Here is a 17540-nt window from a genome sequence, read left to right as displayed (position 1 = left end):
ACTATTGCTTCCCCAGGTCAGGAACCACGTTTGGGTGGGGTTGCGCGGCTGTGTCCTGGCTCACCGGCCGACGGCGGCGCCGAGGCGGTCGGCGGCGGCGTTCGGGGCGAAGCCGAACCAGCCGGCGGTGTAGACGCCGGTGGTCGCGGCGAGGCCGGTCGCCGCGCCGTTGAAGCGCGCGGCGAGGCCGGCGTCCTGGGCGGTGCCGAGGTCCTCGTCGGGGGCTCCGACCACCCCGTCCAGCCGGTTGTCGCCGGACAGGTCGAGCAGCCCGACGGCGGCGCCGAACGAGTCGCCGGCCTCGGCGGTGTCGGGAACGTTGACGGTGTTCTGCGTCCACTCCTGGGAGCCGGCGCCGGTCAGGCCGGTCGCGGAGCCCTTGAGGACGACGGCCGAACCGGCGAACGCGAGCGTGCCCACGGTCTTGCCGGGAACGCCGACGAGCACCTCGGCCTTGCCGTCCTTGGTCACGTCGCCGGCGTCGAGGGTCGTGCCGAAGCCGTCGTTCGCGATCGGGTCGCCGACCACGTTCGCGGTGGACTGCCCGACGACCTGGACTCGCGCCTTGTCGATCCCGGCCGCGGCGCCCTTGAGGACGAGCACGACGCCGGCGCCCTCCTTGCCGGCGTCCTCGTCGTTCGGCGCCCCGGCGATCACGTCGGCGTACGCGTCGCCGTCGACGTTCGCGATCGCGAGCGTGTGGCCCGCGCGGCCGGTGACGCCTTGAGCGGACGGGACGACGAGGGTGCTGCCGGCGCCGGTGAGGCCGGAGGCGCTGCCCTTGATCAGCATGACCGCGCCGGCGCCGACGTTCTCGCCGGGCAGCCCGACCGCGAGGTCGGCGCGCTTGTCTCCGGTGACGTCGCCGATCGCGACCGCGCCGCCGAACTCGTCGTCGTCCTCGGACACGTCGGGGACGCTCGCGGTGTCCTGGGTGAACAGCTGCGTGCCGGTGGTGACCAGGCCGGTCGCGGAGCCCTTGAAGACGAAGACCGCACCGGTCGCCTGCGCGCCGTCGTCGGCGTCGGGGAGGTCCTCGCCGGGCGCCCCGACCGCGACCTCGTCCTTGCCGTCGCCGGTGAGGTCGCCGCACGCGACGGAGATGCCGAACTGGTCGTCGTTCTCGGACTGGTCGGGGACGTTCGCCGTGTCCTGGCTGAACTGTGCCGTCTTGCCGAGCCCGGCGGCGGAGCCGAGGTACGTGGTGATGCCGCCGGAGATCCCACCGTTGTCGATGCGTCCGGGATCGCCGACGACGAGGTCGGCATACCCGTCCCCGTTGAGATCGCAGCTCGCCGTACTGGCGCCGAAGCCTCCCGCGTTGGCCCCCGCCTTCACGTGCTGCTTCTTGCCGCTGGCGTACGCGACGAACACCGCTCCGGAGGCGTAGTTGTAGCCGGAGACGCCGATGGCCACGTCTGCCTTGCCGTCCCCGTCGAAGTCAGCCTTCTTGTACGTCGCGGCGCTAGCGGGCGCCTGCGCGAGCCCGGTCGCGGCAACGGCGGCGGCAACGAGTACTGCGATCCCCGTGTGACTCATGTCCCGACCCTAGCCCAGTACGTCCGGGATGTCGGATTCGCTTGGGTGATGATGGGGAGGTGAACGAGACGACGGGCAGCGGCTTCGTGGACCCCTCGACGCCTGTCCCGGAGGCCGTCCAGACGTTGGGGGCTGGGGATCCGGTGACAACCCTCTGGATCAATGGCGAAGGGGGCATGACGTTTCGCGTCGGGGCCACTCGGTTCGCGAAGTGGGTTCCCGCGGGGTCGGGGCTCGACCTGGTCGCGGAGGCGGAGCGGATGCGTTGGGCGTCTCGGTACGCCAAGGTCCCGCGGGTGCTCGAGTCTGGCGCGGACGCGAGCGGAGCGTGGCTGGTCACCTCCGCGCTGCTCGGCGAGTCCGCCATCACCGAGCGCTGGAAGGCCGATCCCGCGACAGCGGTCCGTGTCGCCGGCGCAGCACTGCGCGAGTTCCACGAGGCGTTCCCAGTGGAGGAGTGCCCGTACGACTGGTCGGTCGTTGCGCGCCTGGAACGAGCGCACGTCGAGCACGGACCTGGCGACCCTCCACCGATCGATCGCCTCGTGGTGTGCCACGGCGACGCCTGCGTGCCCAACACGTTGATCGACGAGCACGGCAATTACGCCGGCCACGTCGACCTCGGCGATCTGGGCGTGGCCGATCGCTGGGCCGATCTCGCGGTCGGGAGCTGGAGCACCGAATGGAACTACGGTCCCGGCTGGGAGGACGCCTACCTCGAGTCCTACGGCGTAGAGGCGGACGCCGAGCGCATCCGCTACTACCGCGCCCTGTGGAACCTGGCCTAGCCTCGGGATTTCAGGTGTTGGTGGGCGACAGTGGCCTGGGAATGCCGGACGTACCTGTCCTGCGGGGGAGACTTGGGGTGGCGACGTCTCGAGTGATCTGAGCGGGAAGGCACTCCGTGGGTGAAGCGTCGTGGTCGCCTTACGCGGCCAGTGGCCGCTCTACCTGGCGTCCACCCCACGTAAAGGGGCCAATGACCATGTAAACATGATCATTGGCCCCAGGGCAGGGCGGGGGCGGGCCGGGCGAACCCACCGCCGAACGAAAGAACGAGACGGGCAGCGATCACTGCCCGAACGACAGCTCCCAGGTGGAAACCCCAGAAGGCAGGTCGACGCCCAGTTCGACGAACGACCGCCCGTGCCGCTGCGCCACGCGGGCCTGACCGTCCGACGACACCTTCACCGCGGCCGACGGATCGAGACCAGGCACCGCCACGAGCACCGACGCGTTCGCGATCGCCGAGGGCGTGAACACCGTCACCGACACCCCACCGTCGACCAGCGCGGAAGCAATCCGGACTTGACGGCGGCCGCGTTCCCACGCGTTGACCTCCGCCGCGGTCCACCAGGGCATGCCCACCTTCCGCGCCGCCGCGGCCGTGTCAAGGACGGCTTGCCGCACCTCCGGCCACCGGCCGATGTTCCAACCGTGGAAGAGGAAGTGCGCGACCCCGTGCTGCGCCAGCGTCTGCGAGAGGAACTCCGAACGGTTCGCCTCCGCGCACGTCAGCCACAGATCCTGCGCCAGCATCGGCATCGACAGCACGTCGATCGGCCGGTTCCGCTCGGTGTGGTCGGCTATCGGGAACGTCAGATGGCAACTGCCGAAGGAGAAACCCGTGTTGCCCTGCTTGGAAGGACCGCGGGTCTGATCGAGCTCGATGCCCTCCCGCTCACACCACAGGTAGAACTCGTGCCAGCCCTCCCAGCGCGTGTAGTGGTTCTTGTTCGAGACGATCCGCTGACCACTCTTCGCACGCACCCACTCGAGCTGCTCGACGAAGTAGTCCTCGCCCCAGACCGCGATGTCCGACTCCGCCATCGCGTTGTAGTGCAGCGCCGCCTCGTGTCCCGCGGCGACGACGTCGCCGTAGATCTCGTCGGAGTAGCCGCCCGGGTGGAGGAAACACCACGTCACGTCGACATCGGCCTCGGCGAACACCGACAGTGCGGCGCGCGCGGACTCGTCGGTGTTGCCGTCGCTGTCGTGCGACATGTGCGCGACCGCGGGCACGTCGTACGGCCAGTACGACAGCCAACCGACCGGCTGGCCCGCCCCCTCGGCGGTCCAGAACAGCACGGCGGCGAACAGTCCGCGCCACAGGTCGCCGTGCGGCCGGTGGAACGTCGGCGACGCGGCGCCGATCGGCGACTTGTACTCGAACGGCTCGGCGAACGCTCCCGCCGCCGGCGCCATCGCCCGGTCCAGCTCGTACGACAGCGCGAGGCCGTCGTCGCACTTGAGGATGCCGTCGTCGACCGGCGCGGTCCCGTCGAAGGCGGGCGTCCCGTCCTCCGACACCGGCCAGCCCTGGTGGACGCGGACGATGCTCTGCCACAGGTCCGCGCCGAACACGGTCACCCGGCCGCGGCCCACCGAACGCGTCGTGATCGCGGCCGCGTCGTCGTCGGTCCAGGACGCCAACGTCGTCGCCGCCCCGGAGAGCCGCACGCCGCCGAACGCGTGCAGCGCGACGTCGGGCGCGGGGCCCCACGGCTCGGCCGCGGCGACGCGTACATGCCCCTCCTCGACCGCGCTGGAACCCGCGCAGCCGGCCAGGTCGGCGAGCGGGCCGGGGTCACCGCAGAGAACGAGGCCGCCGCCGTCCCGCACCCAGCCGGACAGGCTCTCGACCTGGTCGGCAGACAACGCCGGAACCGACGGAACGACTAGCAAACGGTTGTCCGAAATGATCGCGAGGTCGTCGGCCGCGAGCTCATCGAACGAGACCGCGAGGTGGCCGAGGACCTCCCGGACGTACCCGAACCACACGTTCCGACCGGCGGCCCAGTCCCGCTCCGCGCGGGTGGCGTCGAACAGCACGCCCACCGAAGCAGGGGAGTGGTCGTCAGTACTGGTGGGCATGCGTCGCCTCAAATCCTGGCAAAGGGAATCGCGTTCCGCGTCTTCTGGCGACGGTAGGTGGCCCCTTTTGCACTGTCAAGGCACACGCTAGGGTGCGAGTGAAACGGCCGTGACCGTAATCGGCAACACCGGATCGACGCTTGACGGCAGCATATAGAAAGGCTTTTCTGAGGGCAATGTCTCTTGAGGAGGCCGCGATGCCCGAACGGACAGGACCCAGCCGGCGCACCATCCTCGGTGCCGCCGGCCTGGCCGCCACTTCTTGTCTGCTGCCCAGCCTGCGACCGCGACCCGCGCGAGCAGCAAGCACCACCACCAGCATCACCACGATGGCCACCGCTCCGGTGAAGACCGCGAGCACCTTCTACACCCCCGCCCGCGTCGCGGCCGCCCGCCGCAACATCACCGACTTCGCCTGGGCCAGACAGGTCCGCGACGGCGTGCTTCCCTACGCCAACCGGATCGCCGCGCAGACCGACGAGTGGCTCTGGGGTCTCGTCCCCGGCCAGAAGCTGCCACGCAGCATCAACGTCAACTACGTGCTCGGTTCGCCGGTCACCGGCAAGGACGTCTACCAGCTCGGCTTCTACCCGTTCCGCATCGACCAGTGGAACCGGCCGTGGAAGATCACCGATCCGCTCGCCCAGCAGCGCGGCCTGCCGTACGTCTTCCCGACGAACGACTTCGGCGCGTTCTACGCCAGCGCGCTCGACGAGAACGGCGTCTTCGACCCCGAGCTAGGTGACCGCTCGCTGCTCGTCAACGAGCTCTACCCGGAGAAGGGCCCGACCTGGGGTGTCGACGACGGCCTCGGCTGGGTCGACGACGACGGCAACCGGTGGACGTTCATCGCCTACTACTGCCACTACGGCCTGTGGTGGACCGGCGTCTCGAGCATCGGCGCGACCGCGCAGATCTGGGGCGGGCTCACCCTGTTGCGCGACGCGTACGTCTACACCGGTGACCCGAAGTACGCGCACGCCGGCGTCATCCTGCTCGACCGGATCGCCGACATGTACCCGTCGATGGACGTGGGCGCCTACTCCGAGGACTACCGCAACAACGACCCCGCCACCAAGAAGGGCAAGGTCCTCGGCTCGATCTGGGAGACGAACTTCTCCACCGGCATCATCACCGCGTACGACGCGTTCTTCCCCGCGATCGCCAACGAGGACACGGCGAACGTGCTGCCGTTCCTCAGCACGAAGGGCAAGGACTCGCTCGCCGCGATCCGGCTGAACATCGAGAACAACATCCTCCGCCAGATCCTCCCCTCGGTGAAGAGCGCGCAGATCTACGGCAACTTCGGCACCCACCAGGCGTCGCTCTCCCTCGCCGGCGTGGTGCTCGACGAGCCGGAGGAGGCGAAGGAGTGGTTCGACTTCGTCTTCGCCGCCGGCGGGATCCTGCCGGACCCGGAGTGGCACGTCACGGGCGGCGGCGTCTACACGACGCTGGTCAACAAGATCGACCGCGACGGCTGGGGAGCGGAGTCCGCACCGCACTACAGCAACATCTGGTTCGACAACCTCAAGGTCGTGGCGGACGCGCTCGACGGGTACGAGGGCTACCCGGGCCTCGACCTCTACACGCATCCGAAGTTCCGCAACATGTTCACCGCCGGACCGCGCACGGTCGGCGTGAACAAGTTCCTGCCGTCCATCGGCGACTCCGGCGCGTGCGGGCAGCCCGGCATCGCCCTCGTTAAAGCCAACTACGTCAAGGGATTCGCGGAGTACGGCGACCCGCGGCCGGCCCAACTCGCGTACCTCCTGAACGGCAACAAGTCGGCCGGTCTGAACACCGGCATCTTCAGCGACGACCCGGCCGGGACCGAGGCAGCGATCCAGCAGGTCGTCGACACCCAGGGACCGCTCGACCTGCCGAGCGACAACCTGACCGGGTACGGCCTGGCCTGGCTGCGCGACGGCGAGCTGCCGAACAAGCGCGAGGCGTGGATCTCCTACGGGCGCTCCGAGGCGTACCACGGAGCGACCGACCAGCTGAACCTCGGGCTGTACGCGTTCGGGCTCGACCTGATGCCCGACCACGGCTATCCCGAGGCGACGGACTACACGAACTTCTCGCAGGAGTGGACGAAGAACACGGTCTCGCACAACAGCGTGATCGTGAACAAGCACCCGCAGAAGACCAACTGGGTGGGCGTTCCGCACGGCTTCGGCAGCGGCGCGCGCGTGCAGCACGCGGACATCGCGGCACCGAAGGCGTACCCGGACGTCGAGACGTACCGCCGGGTGACCGCGATGGTGAAGGTCGACGCGACGAACTCCTACCTGGTCGACGTGTTCCGCGTCGTCGGCGGCACCGACCACGTGTTCTCGTTCCACTCGGCCGAAGGCCCAGTGAGCGTTGACGGTCTGACGCTGGCCGAGCAGCCGACCGGCACGTACGCCGGCGCCGACGTGCCGATGCCGGGGCGTCGGGAGACGCCGACGGACTGGGACTCACCGGGCTTCCACTGGTTGGACAAGGTCGCGCGCGACGCGTCGCCGCCGGCGTCGTTCAGCATCGACTGGGACGTCGTCGACACCTGGAACACGCTGCCCGATCCGGACCCGGACGTGCACGTTCGCCTGACCGTGTTGAACGAGAACGACGATGTCGCGGTAGCGAACGGCTATCCGCCGCAGAACAACCCGCGCAACCCGCGGAGCCTGCGCTATGTGCTGTTGCATCGCGCCGGTGCGTCGCTGGCGTCCCAGTTCGTGTCGGTGGTGGAGCCCTATGTGGGGCAGCGGTTCGTGCGTTCGATCGCGTCCGTGCCGGTCGAAGGGCTCGGTGCCGGTCTCGCGGCACACGAGGCGACCGCGGTGCGGGTCGAGCTGGTGGACGGGCGCGTGGACTACGTGATCTCCAGCCTGCGACCGGACGTGACGCTGCGCGTGGACGGGCGGTTCTCGTTCCGCGGCGGCTTCGGCGTGGTGTCGTTGCGGTCGGACGACCTGGAGTACGCGTACGTGCACGACGCGACGCTGCTCGCGCCGGCACCCGCCGGCTTCCGCCCGCCAGCGACCGTGACCGGTCAGCTCGTCGACTTCACCCGCGAGCTGTCCGAGCAGAACCGGCTGGTCGTCCGTACCCGCGGGCCAGTCCCCGCCCCGGACCAGCTGGTCGACCAGTACGTCTATGTGGCGAACGACAACGTGCGCAACGCCGCGTACCGCATCGTCGGCGCCTCGCGGGACGCGTCCGGCCAACTGGTGTTGGACATCGGCACCGCGTCGACGATCCGGCGGTACACGGACGACAACGACTTCGGCAAGGGCTTCCAGTACGACGTCGCCGTCGGCGCGCAACTGAGGATCCCGCTGAGCAAGGAGTGGTCGAGGTGATCCAGCGACGTGCGTTCCTCGGCGGCGCGGCCCTGCTGGCCGCCGGGACTTTGGCCGGCTGTGGCGGCGCCAAGCAAGCGGACAAGAACAGCTCGACGGCGAACCAGGCCGTCAAGCTGCCCACCTACGCGGCGTTCGCCGGTGTCACGCCGGACTTGGCAGGGAGTGCGGACGGGATCCGGCCCGCGTTCCTCACCTATCCGTCCGAGCGTCCGGACTCCGTCCCCGAGAAGCCGGGCAGCGGTGGTACGTATCGCGCGATGGTCAACATCTACGAGCCGCTGCCTCCCGGCCCGGACAAGAACAAGCTGTGGCAGGCGATCAACGACAAGCTCGGTGTCAACCTCGAGCTGACGATGGTCCCGGCGGGGGAGTACGGGCAGAAGCTCGCGACCACGCTCGCCGGCAACGAGCTGCCCGACTTCATGTTGCTGTACGGCGTCCCCAACCTGCCGAGGCTGCTCAAGGCGAAGTTCGCCGACCTCACCGAGCTGCTCTCCGGCGACGCGATCAAGGAGTACCCGAACCTCGCGAACATCCCCTCCCAGGCGTGGAAGAACTGCGTCTACAACGGCGCGATCTACGGCGTCCCGCTGCCGCGCGCGAAGATCGGGACCGGCCCGTTCATCCGCGCGGACATCGCGAAGAAGGCCGGGATGAGCCCGCAGCCGAAGAGCTTCGAGGAGTTCCACGAGCTGGCCAAGGCGGTCACCGATCCGAAGCAGCGGCGGTGGGCGTTCTCGAACGCCTCGTACCCGTTGACGATCACCAGGGTGATGCTGAACGCGCCGAACGGCTGGCGTGAGGACGGCGGCAAGCTCACCCACGTCAACGAGACCGAGGAACAGCGCAAGGCGCTCGACGTCGCGGCGCGGTTCTGGAAGGAGGGGCTCGTCCACCCGGACGCATTCGGCTCCGGCGTCCCGTTCCTGGAGTGGTTCAGCGCCGGCACGACCGTGATCCAGCCCGACGGGTACGTGTCGTGGTTCTACTACGTGAAGAACAACGTGAACAACCCGACGTTCGAGCTCGACTACATGCGCATCCCGGGCTACGACGGCGGCGAGGGCAGGATCGCCGCCGGAAGGCCGAGCTTCATGGACGGGCTCACCGCGTTCAAGCAAGCCGATAAGGAGAAGCTGCGCGAGCAGCTCCGCATCGCGAACTGGCTGGCGGCACCGTTCGGCACCGCCGAGTACCACCTGCGCGTGTACGGCGTCGAGGGCACGCACCACACGGTCAGCAAGTCCGGCGACCCCACCCTGACCTCCGCGGGCTCGGCGCAGACCACCGTGCCGTTCCGGTTCGTCACCGAGGCGCCGTCGGCGATCTACCAGCCCGGCCGACCGCACGACGCCGAGCTGCAGCACGCGTACGAGACCGCGGTGGTGCCGAAGGCGATCCTCAACCCGGTCGTGGGCGCGTACTCGGACACCCAGGCGAGCAAGGGGCCGACCATCGACGGCAAGTTGGCCGATACGCAATCGGAAGTGATCCAGGGACGGAAGTCCTTGCAAGACTGGGACTCGGCGGTCGCAGCGTGGCGGCAGGCCGGGGGAGATCAGATCCGCACGGAGTACGAAGACCAGCTGCAGAAACAGGGTGGAACATGACGACCGACGGGCAATCCGACCCGGGGCAACCAGAAACGCTCGCGATCAACGGTGGCGTCAAGCTGCGGACGACACCGTTCCCCTCCGTCGACAACGCGGACGGGCGCACGATCGGCGCGGAGGAGCGCGAGGCCGTGCTGCGCGTCCTCGACTCCGGCAAGTTGGGCTCGGTGGTGGGGACGGAGACGAAGACCTTCGAGCGAGAGTTCGCGGCGCTCTACGGCGTTCCGTACGCGACCTCCACGACGTCCGGCACGGCGTCCATCCACGTCGCCGTCGGCGCGGTCGACCCGGCGCCGGGAGACGAGATCATCGTTCCGCCGTTGACCGATTTCGGAACGGTGATCCCGGTACTGCGGCAGAACGCGATCCCGGTCTTCGCCGACGTGGACCCGGTCACGGGCATCCTCGATCCGGCGAGTGTGCGTTCGCTGATCACCGAACGCACGCGCGCGATCATCCTCGTGCACCTGTTCGGCAACCCCGCCCCGATGGAGGAGTTCGTCGCGATCGCGCGCGAGCACGACCTCAAGCTGATCGAGGACTGCGCGCAGGCGTTCCTCACCGAGCCTGACCAGAACGGCAAGTACGCCGGGACGTACGGCGACATCGGCTGCTTCAGCTTCCAGCAGTCCAAGCACATCACGACCGGCGACGGCGGCATGGTGATCACCTCCGACGACGTGCTCGGCCAGCGGATGAAGCTGTTCGTCGACAAGGCCTGGCCGCGCGAGACCGGTGAGCGGACCAACCTGTTCCTCGGCGCCAACTACCGCATGACCGAGCTGCAGGCCGCGGTCGGCCGCGCGCAGCTGACCAAGCTGACGGACGTCGTGGCGCGGCGGCGCGAGGGCGGGCAGCGGTTGGCTTCGGAGCTCGAACAGATCGCCGGCATCCGTTCGGCCTCGCCCGCCGGCGGGACGTTCTGGCAGTTCCCGGTGCTGATCGACCCGGCGGCGTCGGGCGGGACGAACGCCGAGTGGGCCGCCGCGCTCGCCGGGGAAGGGATCCCGGTCGCGGCGGGCTACCTGCCTCGCCCGCTCTACGACACCCCGGTGCTGACCGACGGGCAGACCTACGGCGGCACCGGCTTCCCGTACGAGGGAGTGCGGAAGTACGAGCTGGGCCTGTGCCCCGTGGCCGAGCGGCTGATCGGCGAGACGCTGCTCGTCGTAGCGTGGAACGAGAACTACACGAAGAACGACGTCGACGACATCGCGGCGGCGTTCTGGAAGGTTGGTGCCAGTTTCGCTGGTGGCAACGGCGAGCGACCGTAGACTCCTGCCATGGCCGTCACCTTGACCGACGTCGCGGCGCGCGCCGGGGTCTCGCCGGCAACGGTGTCGCGGGTGCTGAACGGCAACTATCCCGTCGCTGACGCCACCCGGCGGCGGGTGGAGAAGGCCGTTCGCGACCTCGACTATGTCGTCAACGCGCACGCGCGGGCTTTGCTGCACGCGACGAGCGGCCTGGTCGGGGTGATCCTCAACGACATCGCGGATCCGTTCTTCGGGGCGATCGCGCGGGGGATCCAGGCGACGGCGGCGGAGATGCGGCGGCTGGTCGTGCTGTGCTCGTCGTCGGCGGACTCGTCCTCGGAGTTCGCGTACATCGAGGTGTTGCGGCGACAGCGCGCCGAAGTCGTCATCCTCGTCGGGGCGGCGCCCGAGGACGCCGCCTACCGGCGGGAGATGGCGGGGCACGTCCGGGGCCTGCGGGCCCAGGGCGCCCGGCTGGTGCTGTGCGGGCGGCCGGCGCCGAACCCGCACACCGCTGCCGCCTCGGTGTCGTTCGACGATCTCGGCGGGGCTCGTGCGTTGGCCTCGCACGTGGTGTCGTTGGGGCACTCGGCGGTGGCGTACGTCGCGGGGCCGGAGGGCCGGACGACGGGGACGCAGCGACGGCTCGTCTTCGCCAAGGCGCTGTCGGAGTGCGGGGTCTCGTTGGATCCTGCTCTGGTGGTGGCCGGTGACTTCAGCCGGCAGAGCGGGGTGGACGCCGTGCGCCGGCTGCTCGCCTCGGGCGCCTCGTTCACCGCGGTGTGCTGCGCGAACGACCTGATGGCGCTGGGCGCGATGGCGGCCCTGCGCGAGGCAGGGCTGCGAGTGCCGGAGGACGTGTCGGTGACGGGTGTGGACGACGTCCCGTCGGCGCAGGACGTGACGCCGGGGCTGACCACGGTGCGGCTGCCACTGGAGGAGGCGGGCCGGCGTTCGCTCGCGTTGGCGTTCTCCGGCCACGACTTCGGCTCGCCGGTGGTGCTGCCGACCGAGCTGGTGGTCCGATCGTCGGTGGTCGCACCGTCCGCTGCGTCGGCCCGGCGCAAGCTGGCCTAGGCGCTCGTCGCCCGGACCGTCGTTCCTTCTCGCTCGAGGAGGTCGGGGTGGAGCGCGGTGCCGATGCCGGGGCCGGTCGGTGGGGCGATCGTGCCGAAGTCCATGTGCGGGAGCTCGGTGACCACGTCCTGGTACCAGTTCGTGTAGTAGTCCTGCACGGTCTCCTGGATCAGCGCGTTCGGCGCGCTCACCGCGACGTGGGTCGCGGCGGTCAGCAGCACCGGGCCGGCGCGGCCGTACAGGGTGAGCGGCAGGTGGTAGTCGTTCGCGAGGGCGGCGACGCGTACGGCCTCGGAGACGCCGCCGGACCACCCCAGGCTGAACATCACGATGCCGGCGATACGGCGGTCGAACAGGTCCTTGATCGCGTACCGGCTGCGCAGCGGCTCGCGCAGCGTCATCGGCACGCGGGCCCAGCGCGCGTACGCGGCGATCGCGCCGAGGTCGTCGGCGTTGATCGGCTCCTCCAGCCACAGCGGGTCGAGCTCCTCGACGGCGCGGGCGATGCGCTTGGCCGGCCTCAGATCCCAGCGGGAGTGGAACTCGAGCATCAGCTCCATCTGCATGCCGAACACGTCGCGGAGCTCGTGCAGCGGCTGGAGCGCGCGTTTGAGCTCGGGCGCCGAGATGTCGCTGCCTTCCACGTACGCGAACGGCTCGACCTTCATCGCGGTGATCCGGCGGTCGAGCAGGTCCTCGGCGAGCTCGAACAGCCGCACGGCGGCACGCGGCGCGCCCGTACGGTCCCAGTCCAGCGGGAGGCTGCTGTAGACGCGGATCGCGTCCCGGCAGGCGCCGCCGAGTAGCTCGTGCAGCGGCTGGTTCGCGGTCTTCGCGGCGAGGTCCCACAGCGCGAGGTCGACGGCCGACGCGCCGCGCCTCGTCGCCGCCGTGCCCCCGTCGGCCTGGCGGGCGAACAACCGGCCAGCGGTCTGGTCGAACCGCGACGGCGGCGTACCGAGCAGGATCGGCGCCGCGACCTCGTGCAGGTAGTCGTCCACCTCGCGCGGCGTCCCGTACGCCTCGCCGAGCCCGACCAGCCCGTCGCGGGTGACGAGGCGCAGGAACAGCAGCTCCGGATGGGACTCCAGCCGAACGGTCTCCAGCCGGACGACCCGCCGCCGGGTCCCCGTGCCCTGGACGATCGGATGCTGGTGGACCGGCCACGTGGGACCGGGGTCCGGCTCGGCCGAGTGGACGAGCGAGAGGTGACGCGGCATCTGCATCCACCCTGGAAGACGAGTGCTTCGCAGCAGGCTACAGGGAAGGTGGCCCGTACGTAACGCGCCGGAAACACGGAGCCGGGAGGCTTCCCTGAGACGGAACCAGCGAGGATAGGGCGTTATGGACAAGCAGCAGGAGTTCGTGCTCCGTACGCTCGAGGAACGAGACGTTCGGTTCGTGCGGTTGTGGTTCACCGACGTGCTCGGCTTCCTCAAGTCGGTCGCGGTCGCACCGGCTGAGCTCGAGGGCGCGTTTTCGGAGGGGATCGGCTTCGACGGCTCGGCGATCGAGGGCTTCGCGCGCGTGTACGAGGCGGACATGCTGGCCAAGCCCGACCCGTCGACGTTCCAGATCCTGCCCTGGCGCGGCGAGGCCCCGAGTACGGCACGGATGTTCTGCGACATCCTCATGCCGGACGGCTCGCCGTCGTACGCCGACCCGCGGTACGTGCTCAAGCGCGCGCTGGGCAAGGCCGCCGACCTCGGCTTCACGTTCTACACGCACCCGGAGATCGAGTTCTTCCTGTTCAAGGACTCGCCGAACGGGCGCAAGCCGGTCCCGGTCGACCAGAGCGGTTACTTCGACCACACCCCGCACGGCCGGAGCCAGGACTTCCGCCGCGAGGCGATCACGATGCTCGAGGCGATGGGGATCTCGGTCGAGTTCAGCCACCACGAGGGCGGGCCGGGCCAGCAGGAGATCGACCTGCGGTACGCGGACGCGCTGACCACGGCGGACAACATCATGACGTTCCGCGTGGTGGTGAAGGAGGTCGCGCTCGGGCAGGGGATCTACGCGACGTTCATGCCGAAGCCGTTCACGGAGTTCCCGGGCAGCGGGATGCACACGCACCTGTCGCTGTTCGAGGGCGACCGGAACGCGTTCTTCGAGTCCGGCGCGGAGTTCCACCAGAGCAAGGTCGCGCGGTCGTTTATCGCCGGGCTGCTGCGGCACGCCGCGGAGATCACGGCGGTGACGAACCAGTGGGTGAACTCGTACAAGCGCATCTGGGGTGGCGGCGAGGCCCCGGCGTACGTCTGCTGGGGGCACAACAACCGCTCGGCGCTGGTGCGGGTGCCGATGTACAAGCCGGAGAAGGTGCAGTCGACCCGGGCCGAGTTCCGCTCGCTGGACGCGGCGTGCAACCCGTACCTCGCGTACGCGGTGATCCTGGCCGCGGGTCTGAAGGGGATCGAGCAGGGGTACGAGCTGCCGCCGGGCGCTGACGACGACGTGTGGTCGCTGACCGACCGCGAACGGCGTGCGCTGGGCATCGAGCCGCTGCCGCAGAGCCTGGACGAGGCGGTGCGGGCGATGGAGCGGTCGGAGCTGGTGGCGGAGACGTTGGGTGAGCACGTCTTCGACTTCTTCCTGCGGAACAAGCGGACGGAATGGGAGGAGTACCGGCAGCAGGTCACGCCGTTCGAACGTGAGCGGATGCTTGCCGTCCTCTGAGGTGTCCGTGCTCGTCGTTCAGCACGAGGTCGGCTGCACGCCGGCCTGGTTCGGGGAGTGGCTGCCGTTCGCGCTGGACGTGCGACACCCGTACCGCGGCGACGCGCTGCCGTCGTCGCTCGCCGATCACGCCGGGCTCGTCGTGCTCGGCGGCTCGATGGGCGCGTACGACGACGCCGACTGTCCGTGGCTTCCGGCGACGAAGGCACTGCTGCGGTTTGGCGTCGATTCCGGGCTGCCGACGCTCGGCATCTGCCTCGGCCATCAGCTGCTCGCCGTCGCGTGCGGCGGGGTGGTCGAGAAGGCACCGGATGGCCCGTACATCGGCGTCGTCACGCTCGAGTCCACGCAGGAGTCGGCCGACGACCCGTTGCTCGGGGCGTTGACGTTCCCGGCGTGTACTGCACGGTGGAACGGCGACGTCGTGACCTCGCTGCCCGCGGGCGCGGTCCCCGTCGCGGCGGACTCCTCCGGGCGGGTCCAGGCGGCCCGGTTCGGGCCGTCGGCGTGGGGGCTGCAGTTCCATCCGGAGGCGGGCGCCGAGGTGTTCGCGACCTGGGCCGAGGAGGTCCGGGCGACGCCGGACGGGCCGTCGCTCGAGCCGCTGATCGCCGCCGGGCTCGCCGAGGTCAGTGCCGCCGAGGAGGCGCTCGCGTCGACCGGCCGCCGGCTCGCGGACGCCTTCGCGGCGACCGTTAGGTAGTCCTTCCCGCCGAGTTGAGTAGCGGCTACTCATGCGCCCGTACGTCACCGTGCGTCACCCTGGTCTGGGTTGCCTGCTGGGTCCATCGGGGGGTGGTGGATAAGTCGGCGGACGCCGGTGGTCTGGCCTGGGGGGAACCAGCTACGAGCCAACCACCGGCCCGCCGACTGAAGCAGTCCGCTCCACCCGGACGTTGCCGTTGTAGTCGGGGATCCCGGCCTGCGGCGACCTGCGCGACCGGCCGATGAGGACCTCGCCCTCGGGCCAGTGCACCTGCAGGTTGCCCGGGGTCAGCGGAGCCCGGAAGACGTGGCCGTCCATCGAACCGAAGTCGCTCGTCAACGTGACCTTGTCACCGTTGGCCAGGCCGAGCCGGTCGGCGTCGTGCGTGCTCATCAGCACCGCCTCCCGCTCCGCACCGTTGAGCGAGTCCTGGTGCTCGTGCACCATGCTGTTGAACTGCTTCCCGCGCCGGGTCGCGACGGCGAACGTGCCGTCCGGCCGGACCAGCTCGGGGAGCCGCACGGTGGAGAAGTGGGCCTTGCCGTCGTCGGTGGGGAACTTCCAGTCCCAGCACAGATGCGCGCCGCCGTACTGGACCGCGTCGCCGAACTTCGCCAGCTTCTCGATGCCGGCGTAGAACGGAACGGCTTTGGCGATGTCGTCGCGTATCGCTTGCGTGCTTGGGTAAAGCACGGCCTCGGCGGTGTCGGGGCGAACGCGAGCCGCGAGCTCGCCGAAGATCCGATACTCCGGCCAGGCCTCGGCGATGCGCGGCCCGCTGATCTCCGGGCTGAAGATGATCCTGCGTTCGGTCGACGTCTCGGTGACGCCGCCGGCCATCTCGTACCTGGTCTCCGCGGGCAGCAGCAGCACGGCCTCGGTGGAGTCGAGCAGCATCTGGCTGGACAGGCAGATGTCGATGTGGATCCGCATCGGGATGCGTTCCAACGCCTGCTTGCAGTACTTCGGGTCGGGCAGCACTTCGAGGAAGTTGCCGCCCGAGCTGATCAGCACGTCGAGCTTGCCCTCGTATCCGGCGTCGATCATCTCCGGCGCGGTCTGGCCGGTCCAGGTGGGAACGTCGAACCCCCACTGGTCCGCGAAGCTGGCCGCGGTCTCGTCGGTGATCGGCAGGCCGCCGGGCAGCGCGGTGGAGTACGCGCCCATCTCGGCGCCGCCCTGCACGCCGGAGTGGCCGCGGATCGGCATCAGCCCGCAGTTCGGGCGGCCGACGAAGCCCTTCGTCAGGCCGAGGTTGATGATCGCGCGCACGTTGTCCTCGCCGACCTCGTGCTGGGTGACGCCCATGCTCCACACGAAGATCGCTGTCTTCGCCTTGCCGATCATCCGGGCGAGCTCGATCATCTCGCTCCGGTCGACGCCGGCGGTCGCCTCGAGAGCTTCCCAGCTCTGGTTGGCCAAACTGTCCTTCAGGCTGTCGTACCCGGTGGTGTGCTCGTCGACGAACTCGCGGTCGATCCAGTCGTTGTCGACCATCGACTTCGCGACCCCGTTGAGGAAACCGATGTCGCCGCCGATGTTGATCTGGAACGTGCGGTCGGAGATCTTCGTACCGAACACCGCGCTCTCGACGTTCGACGGCACCCAGTAGCGCTCCATGCCGGGCTCGCGGTACGGGTTGATGCTGACGATCTTCGTGCCGGCCTTCTTCGCGTGGTAGAGGTACTTCATCGCGACCGGCTGGTTGTTGGCTGGGTTGGAGCCGACGAACACGATCAGGTCGGAGCCGATCCAGTCCGAGTACGAGCACGTGGTCGCCGCGACGCCGAGTGCGCCCTTGAGCCCGAACGTGCTGGGGGAGTGGCAGATGCGGGCGGCGTTGTCGATGTTGTTCGAGCCCATCGCGCGCATCGCCTTCTGGGCGGCGAAGTAGTTCTCGTTCGGTACGCCGCGGCTGGTGAGGTACGTGCCGAAGCGCGACGGGTCGGACGCGCGCAGCTTCTCACCGGCGAGGTCGAGCGCCTCGTCCCAGCCGATCCGCGTGAAGCCGGGGTCGCCCGCGCGCCGGATCATCGGGAACGGCAGCCGGCCGAGCTCGCGCAGGTACGTGCTCTTCTTGCCGCGGAGGTTGGCGACGTCGTTCAGTACGCCGGCGTCGAGCGGCGGCATCGTGTTGAGGCGGAGCAGGCGGAGGCGGATGTTGCAGAGGTGGACCTCGCGCATGGTCCAGTCGCGGATGCCCTTGGTGCCGAGCGCGCAGCCGTCGCAGGTGCCCTCGGTGAGGATCTTCCAGGCGTACTTCAGCTGGTCCTTGTTCTCGCCGACGGCCTTGACGATTTCTTTGTAGTTGTTCGGCCTGCCCTCGCCGATGCCGAACGGCTTGAGACTCGCCCAGTTCGCCGGGTCGATCCACTTCTCACGCCGCTTGCCCACAACGCCTCCTTGGCCTGGTTCTCTCTCGACCCTAGCGGCCGCTCCT

Annotated in this window: 11 protein-coding genes; 7 read left to right on the top strand and 4 right to left on the bottom strand. The window is 69.4% G+C overall.

The genetic code is table 11. The annotated features are described in order from the left end of the window. Positions 1-60 precede the first annotated feature (60 nt). Positions 61-1539, bottom strand: coding sequence for an FG-GAP-like repeat-containing protein (locus JOD67_RS27060; protein ID WP_205120517.1), 1479 nt, complete (start codon positions 1537-1539; stop codon positions 61-63). Between the two features lie 59 nt (positions 1540-1598). Here JOD67_RS27060 and JOD67_RS27055 point away from each other — a divergent pair, with 59 nt between their 5' ends. Further along, the gene (locus tag JOD67_RS27055; protein ID WP_205120516.1) at positions 1599-2327 is read left to right on the top strand and encodes an aminoglycoside 3'-phosphotransferase; all 729 of its coding nucleotides are present in this window, start codon (positions 1599-1601) and stop codon (positions 2325-2327) included. 283 nt (positions 2328-2610) lie between these two features. Here JOD67_RS27055 and JOD67_RS27050 read toward each other — a convergent pair whose 3' ends face one another. Next, a complete protein-coding gene (locus JOD67_RS27050) occupies positions 2611-4413 on the bottom strand; it encodes a hypothetical protein (RefSeq protein WP_205120515.1) in 1803 nt (600 codons plus the stop codon). Positions 4414-4610: 197 nt separating this feature from the next. Here JOD67_RS27050 and JOD67_RS27045 point away from each other — a divergent pair, with 197 nt between their 5' ends. The 4 genes from JOD67_RS27045 to JOD67_RS27030 are packed head-to-tail and all read left to right on the top strand — an operon-like array spanning position 4611 to position 11715. Next, entirely contained in the window at positions 4611-7766 is a 3156-nt protein-coding gene (locus tag JOD67_RS27045) for a heparinase II/III family protein (RefSeq protein ID WP_239554075.1), read from the top strand. After that, the gene (locus JOD67_RS27040; RefSeq protein WP_205120513.1) at positions 7763-9379 is read left to right on the top strand and encodes an extracellular solute-binding protein; all 1617 of its coding nucleotides are present in this window, start codon (positions 7763-7765) and stop codon (positions 9377-9379) included. The genes JOD67_RS27045 and JOD67_RS27040 overlap by 4 nt, the downstream gene beginning before the upstream one ends. Then, a complete protein-coding gene (locus JOD67_RS27035; RefSeq protein WP_205120512.1) occupies positions 9376-10656 on the top strand; it encodes a DegT/DnrJ/EryC1/StrS family aminotransferase in 1281 nt (426 codons plus the stop codon). The genes JOD67_RS27040 and JOD67_RS27035 overlap by 4 nt, the downstream gene beginning before the upstream one ends. A gap of 9 nt (positions 10657-10665) precedes the next feature. Then, positions 10666-11715 (top strand): LacI family DNA-binding transcriptional regulator, encoded by a 1050-nt coding sequence (locus JOD67_RS27030; RefSeq protein ID WP_205120511.1) that lies wholly within the window; start codon positions 10666-10668, stop codon positions 11713-11715. Here JOD67_RS27030 and JOD67_RS27025 read toward each other — a convergent pair. Next, positions 11712-12935 (bottom strand): mandelate racemase/muconate lactonizing enzyme family protein, encoded by a 1224-nt coding sequence (locus tag JOD67_RS27025; RefSeq protein ID WP_205120510.1) that lies wholly within the window; start codon positions 12933-12935, stop codon positions 11712-11714. The two genes, JOD67_RS27030 and JOD67_RS27025, sit on opposite strands and share 4 nt — an antisense overlap. Before the next feature lie 124 nt (positions 12936-13059). Here JOD67_RS27025 and glnA2 point away from each other — a divergent pair, with 124 nt between their 5' ends. Together glnA2 and JOD67_RS27015 are read left to right on the top strand one after the other, a co-directional pair. Next, positions 13060-14394: a gamma-glutamylpolyamine synthetase GlnA2 gene (glnA2, locus tag JOD67_RS27020; RefSeq protein WP_205120509.1), complete on the top strand. Its 1335-nt coding sequence runs from the start codon at positions 13060-13062 to the stop codon at positions 14392-14394. Between the two features lies 1 nt (position 14395). Then, positions 14396-15097, top strand: a complete 702-nt coding sequence (locus JOD67_RS27015) for a type 1 glutamine amidotransferase (protein ID WP_205120508.1) — start codon at positions 14396-14398, stop codon at positions 15095-15097. A 141-nt stretch (positions 15098-15238) separates the two neighbouring features. Here JOD67_RS27015 and JOD67_RS27010 read toward each other — a convergent pair whose 3' ends face one another. Beyond that, positions 15239-17494, bottom strand: a complete 2256-nt coding sequence (locus tag JOD67_RS27010) for an FdhF/YdeP family oxidoreductase (protein ID WP_205120507.1) — start codon at positions 17492-17494, stop codon at positions 15239-15241. Positions 17495-17540 lie beyond the last annotated feature (46 nt).

This window comes from Tenggerimyces flavus (assembly GCF_016907715.1).
GTDB lineage: Bacteria > Actinomycetota > Actinomycetes > Propionibacteriales > Actinopolymorphaceae > Tenggerimyces > Tenggerimyces flavus.
The sequence above is the reverse complement of the archived record's forward strand: the minus strand, read 5'-3'. Positions and strand labels throughout refer to the sequence as shown.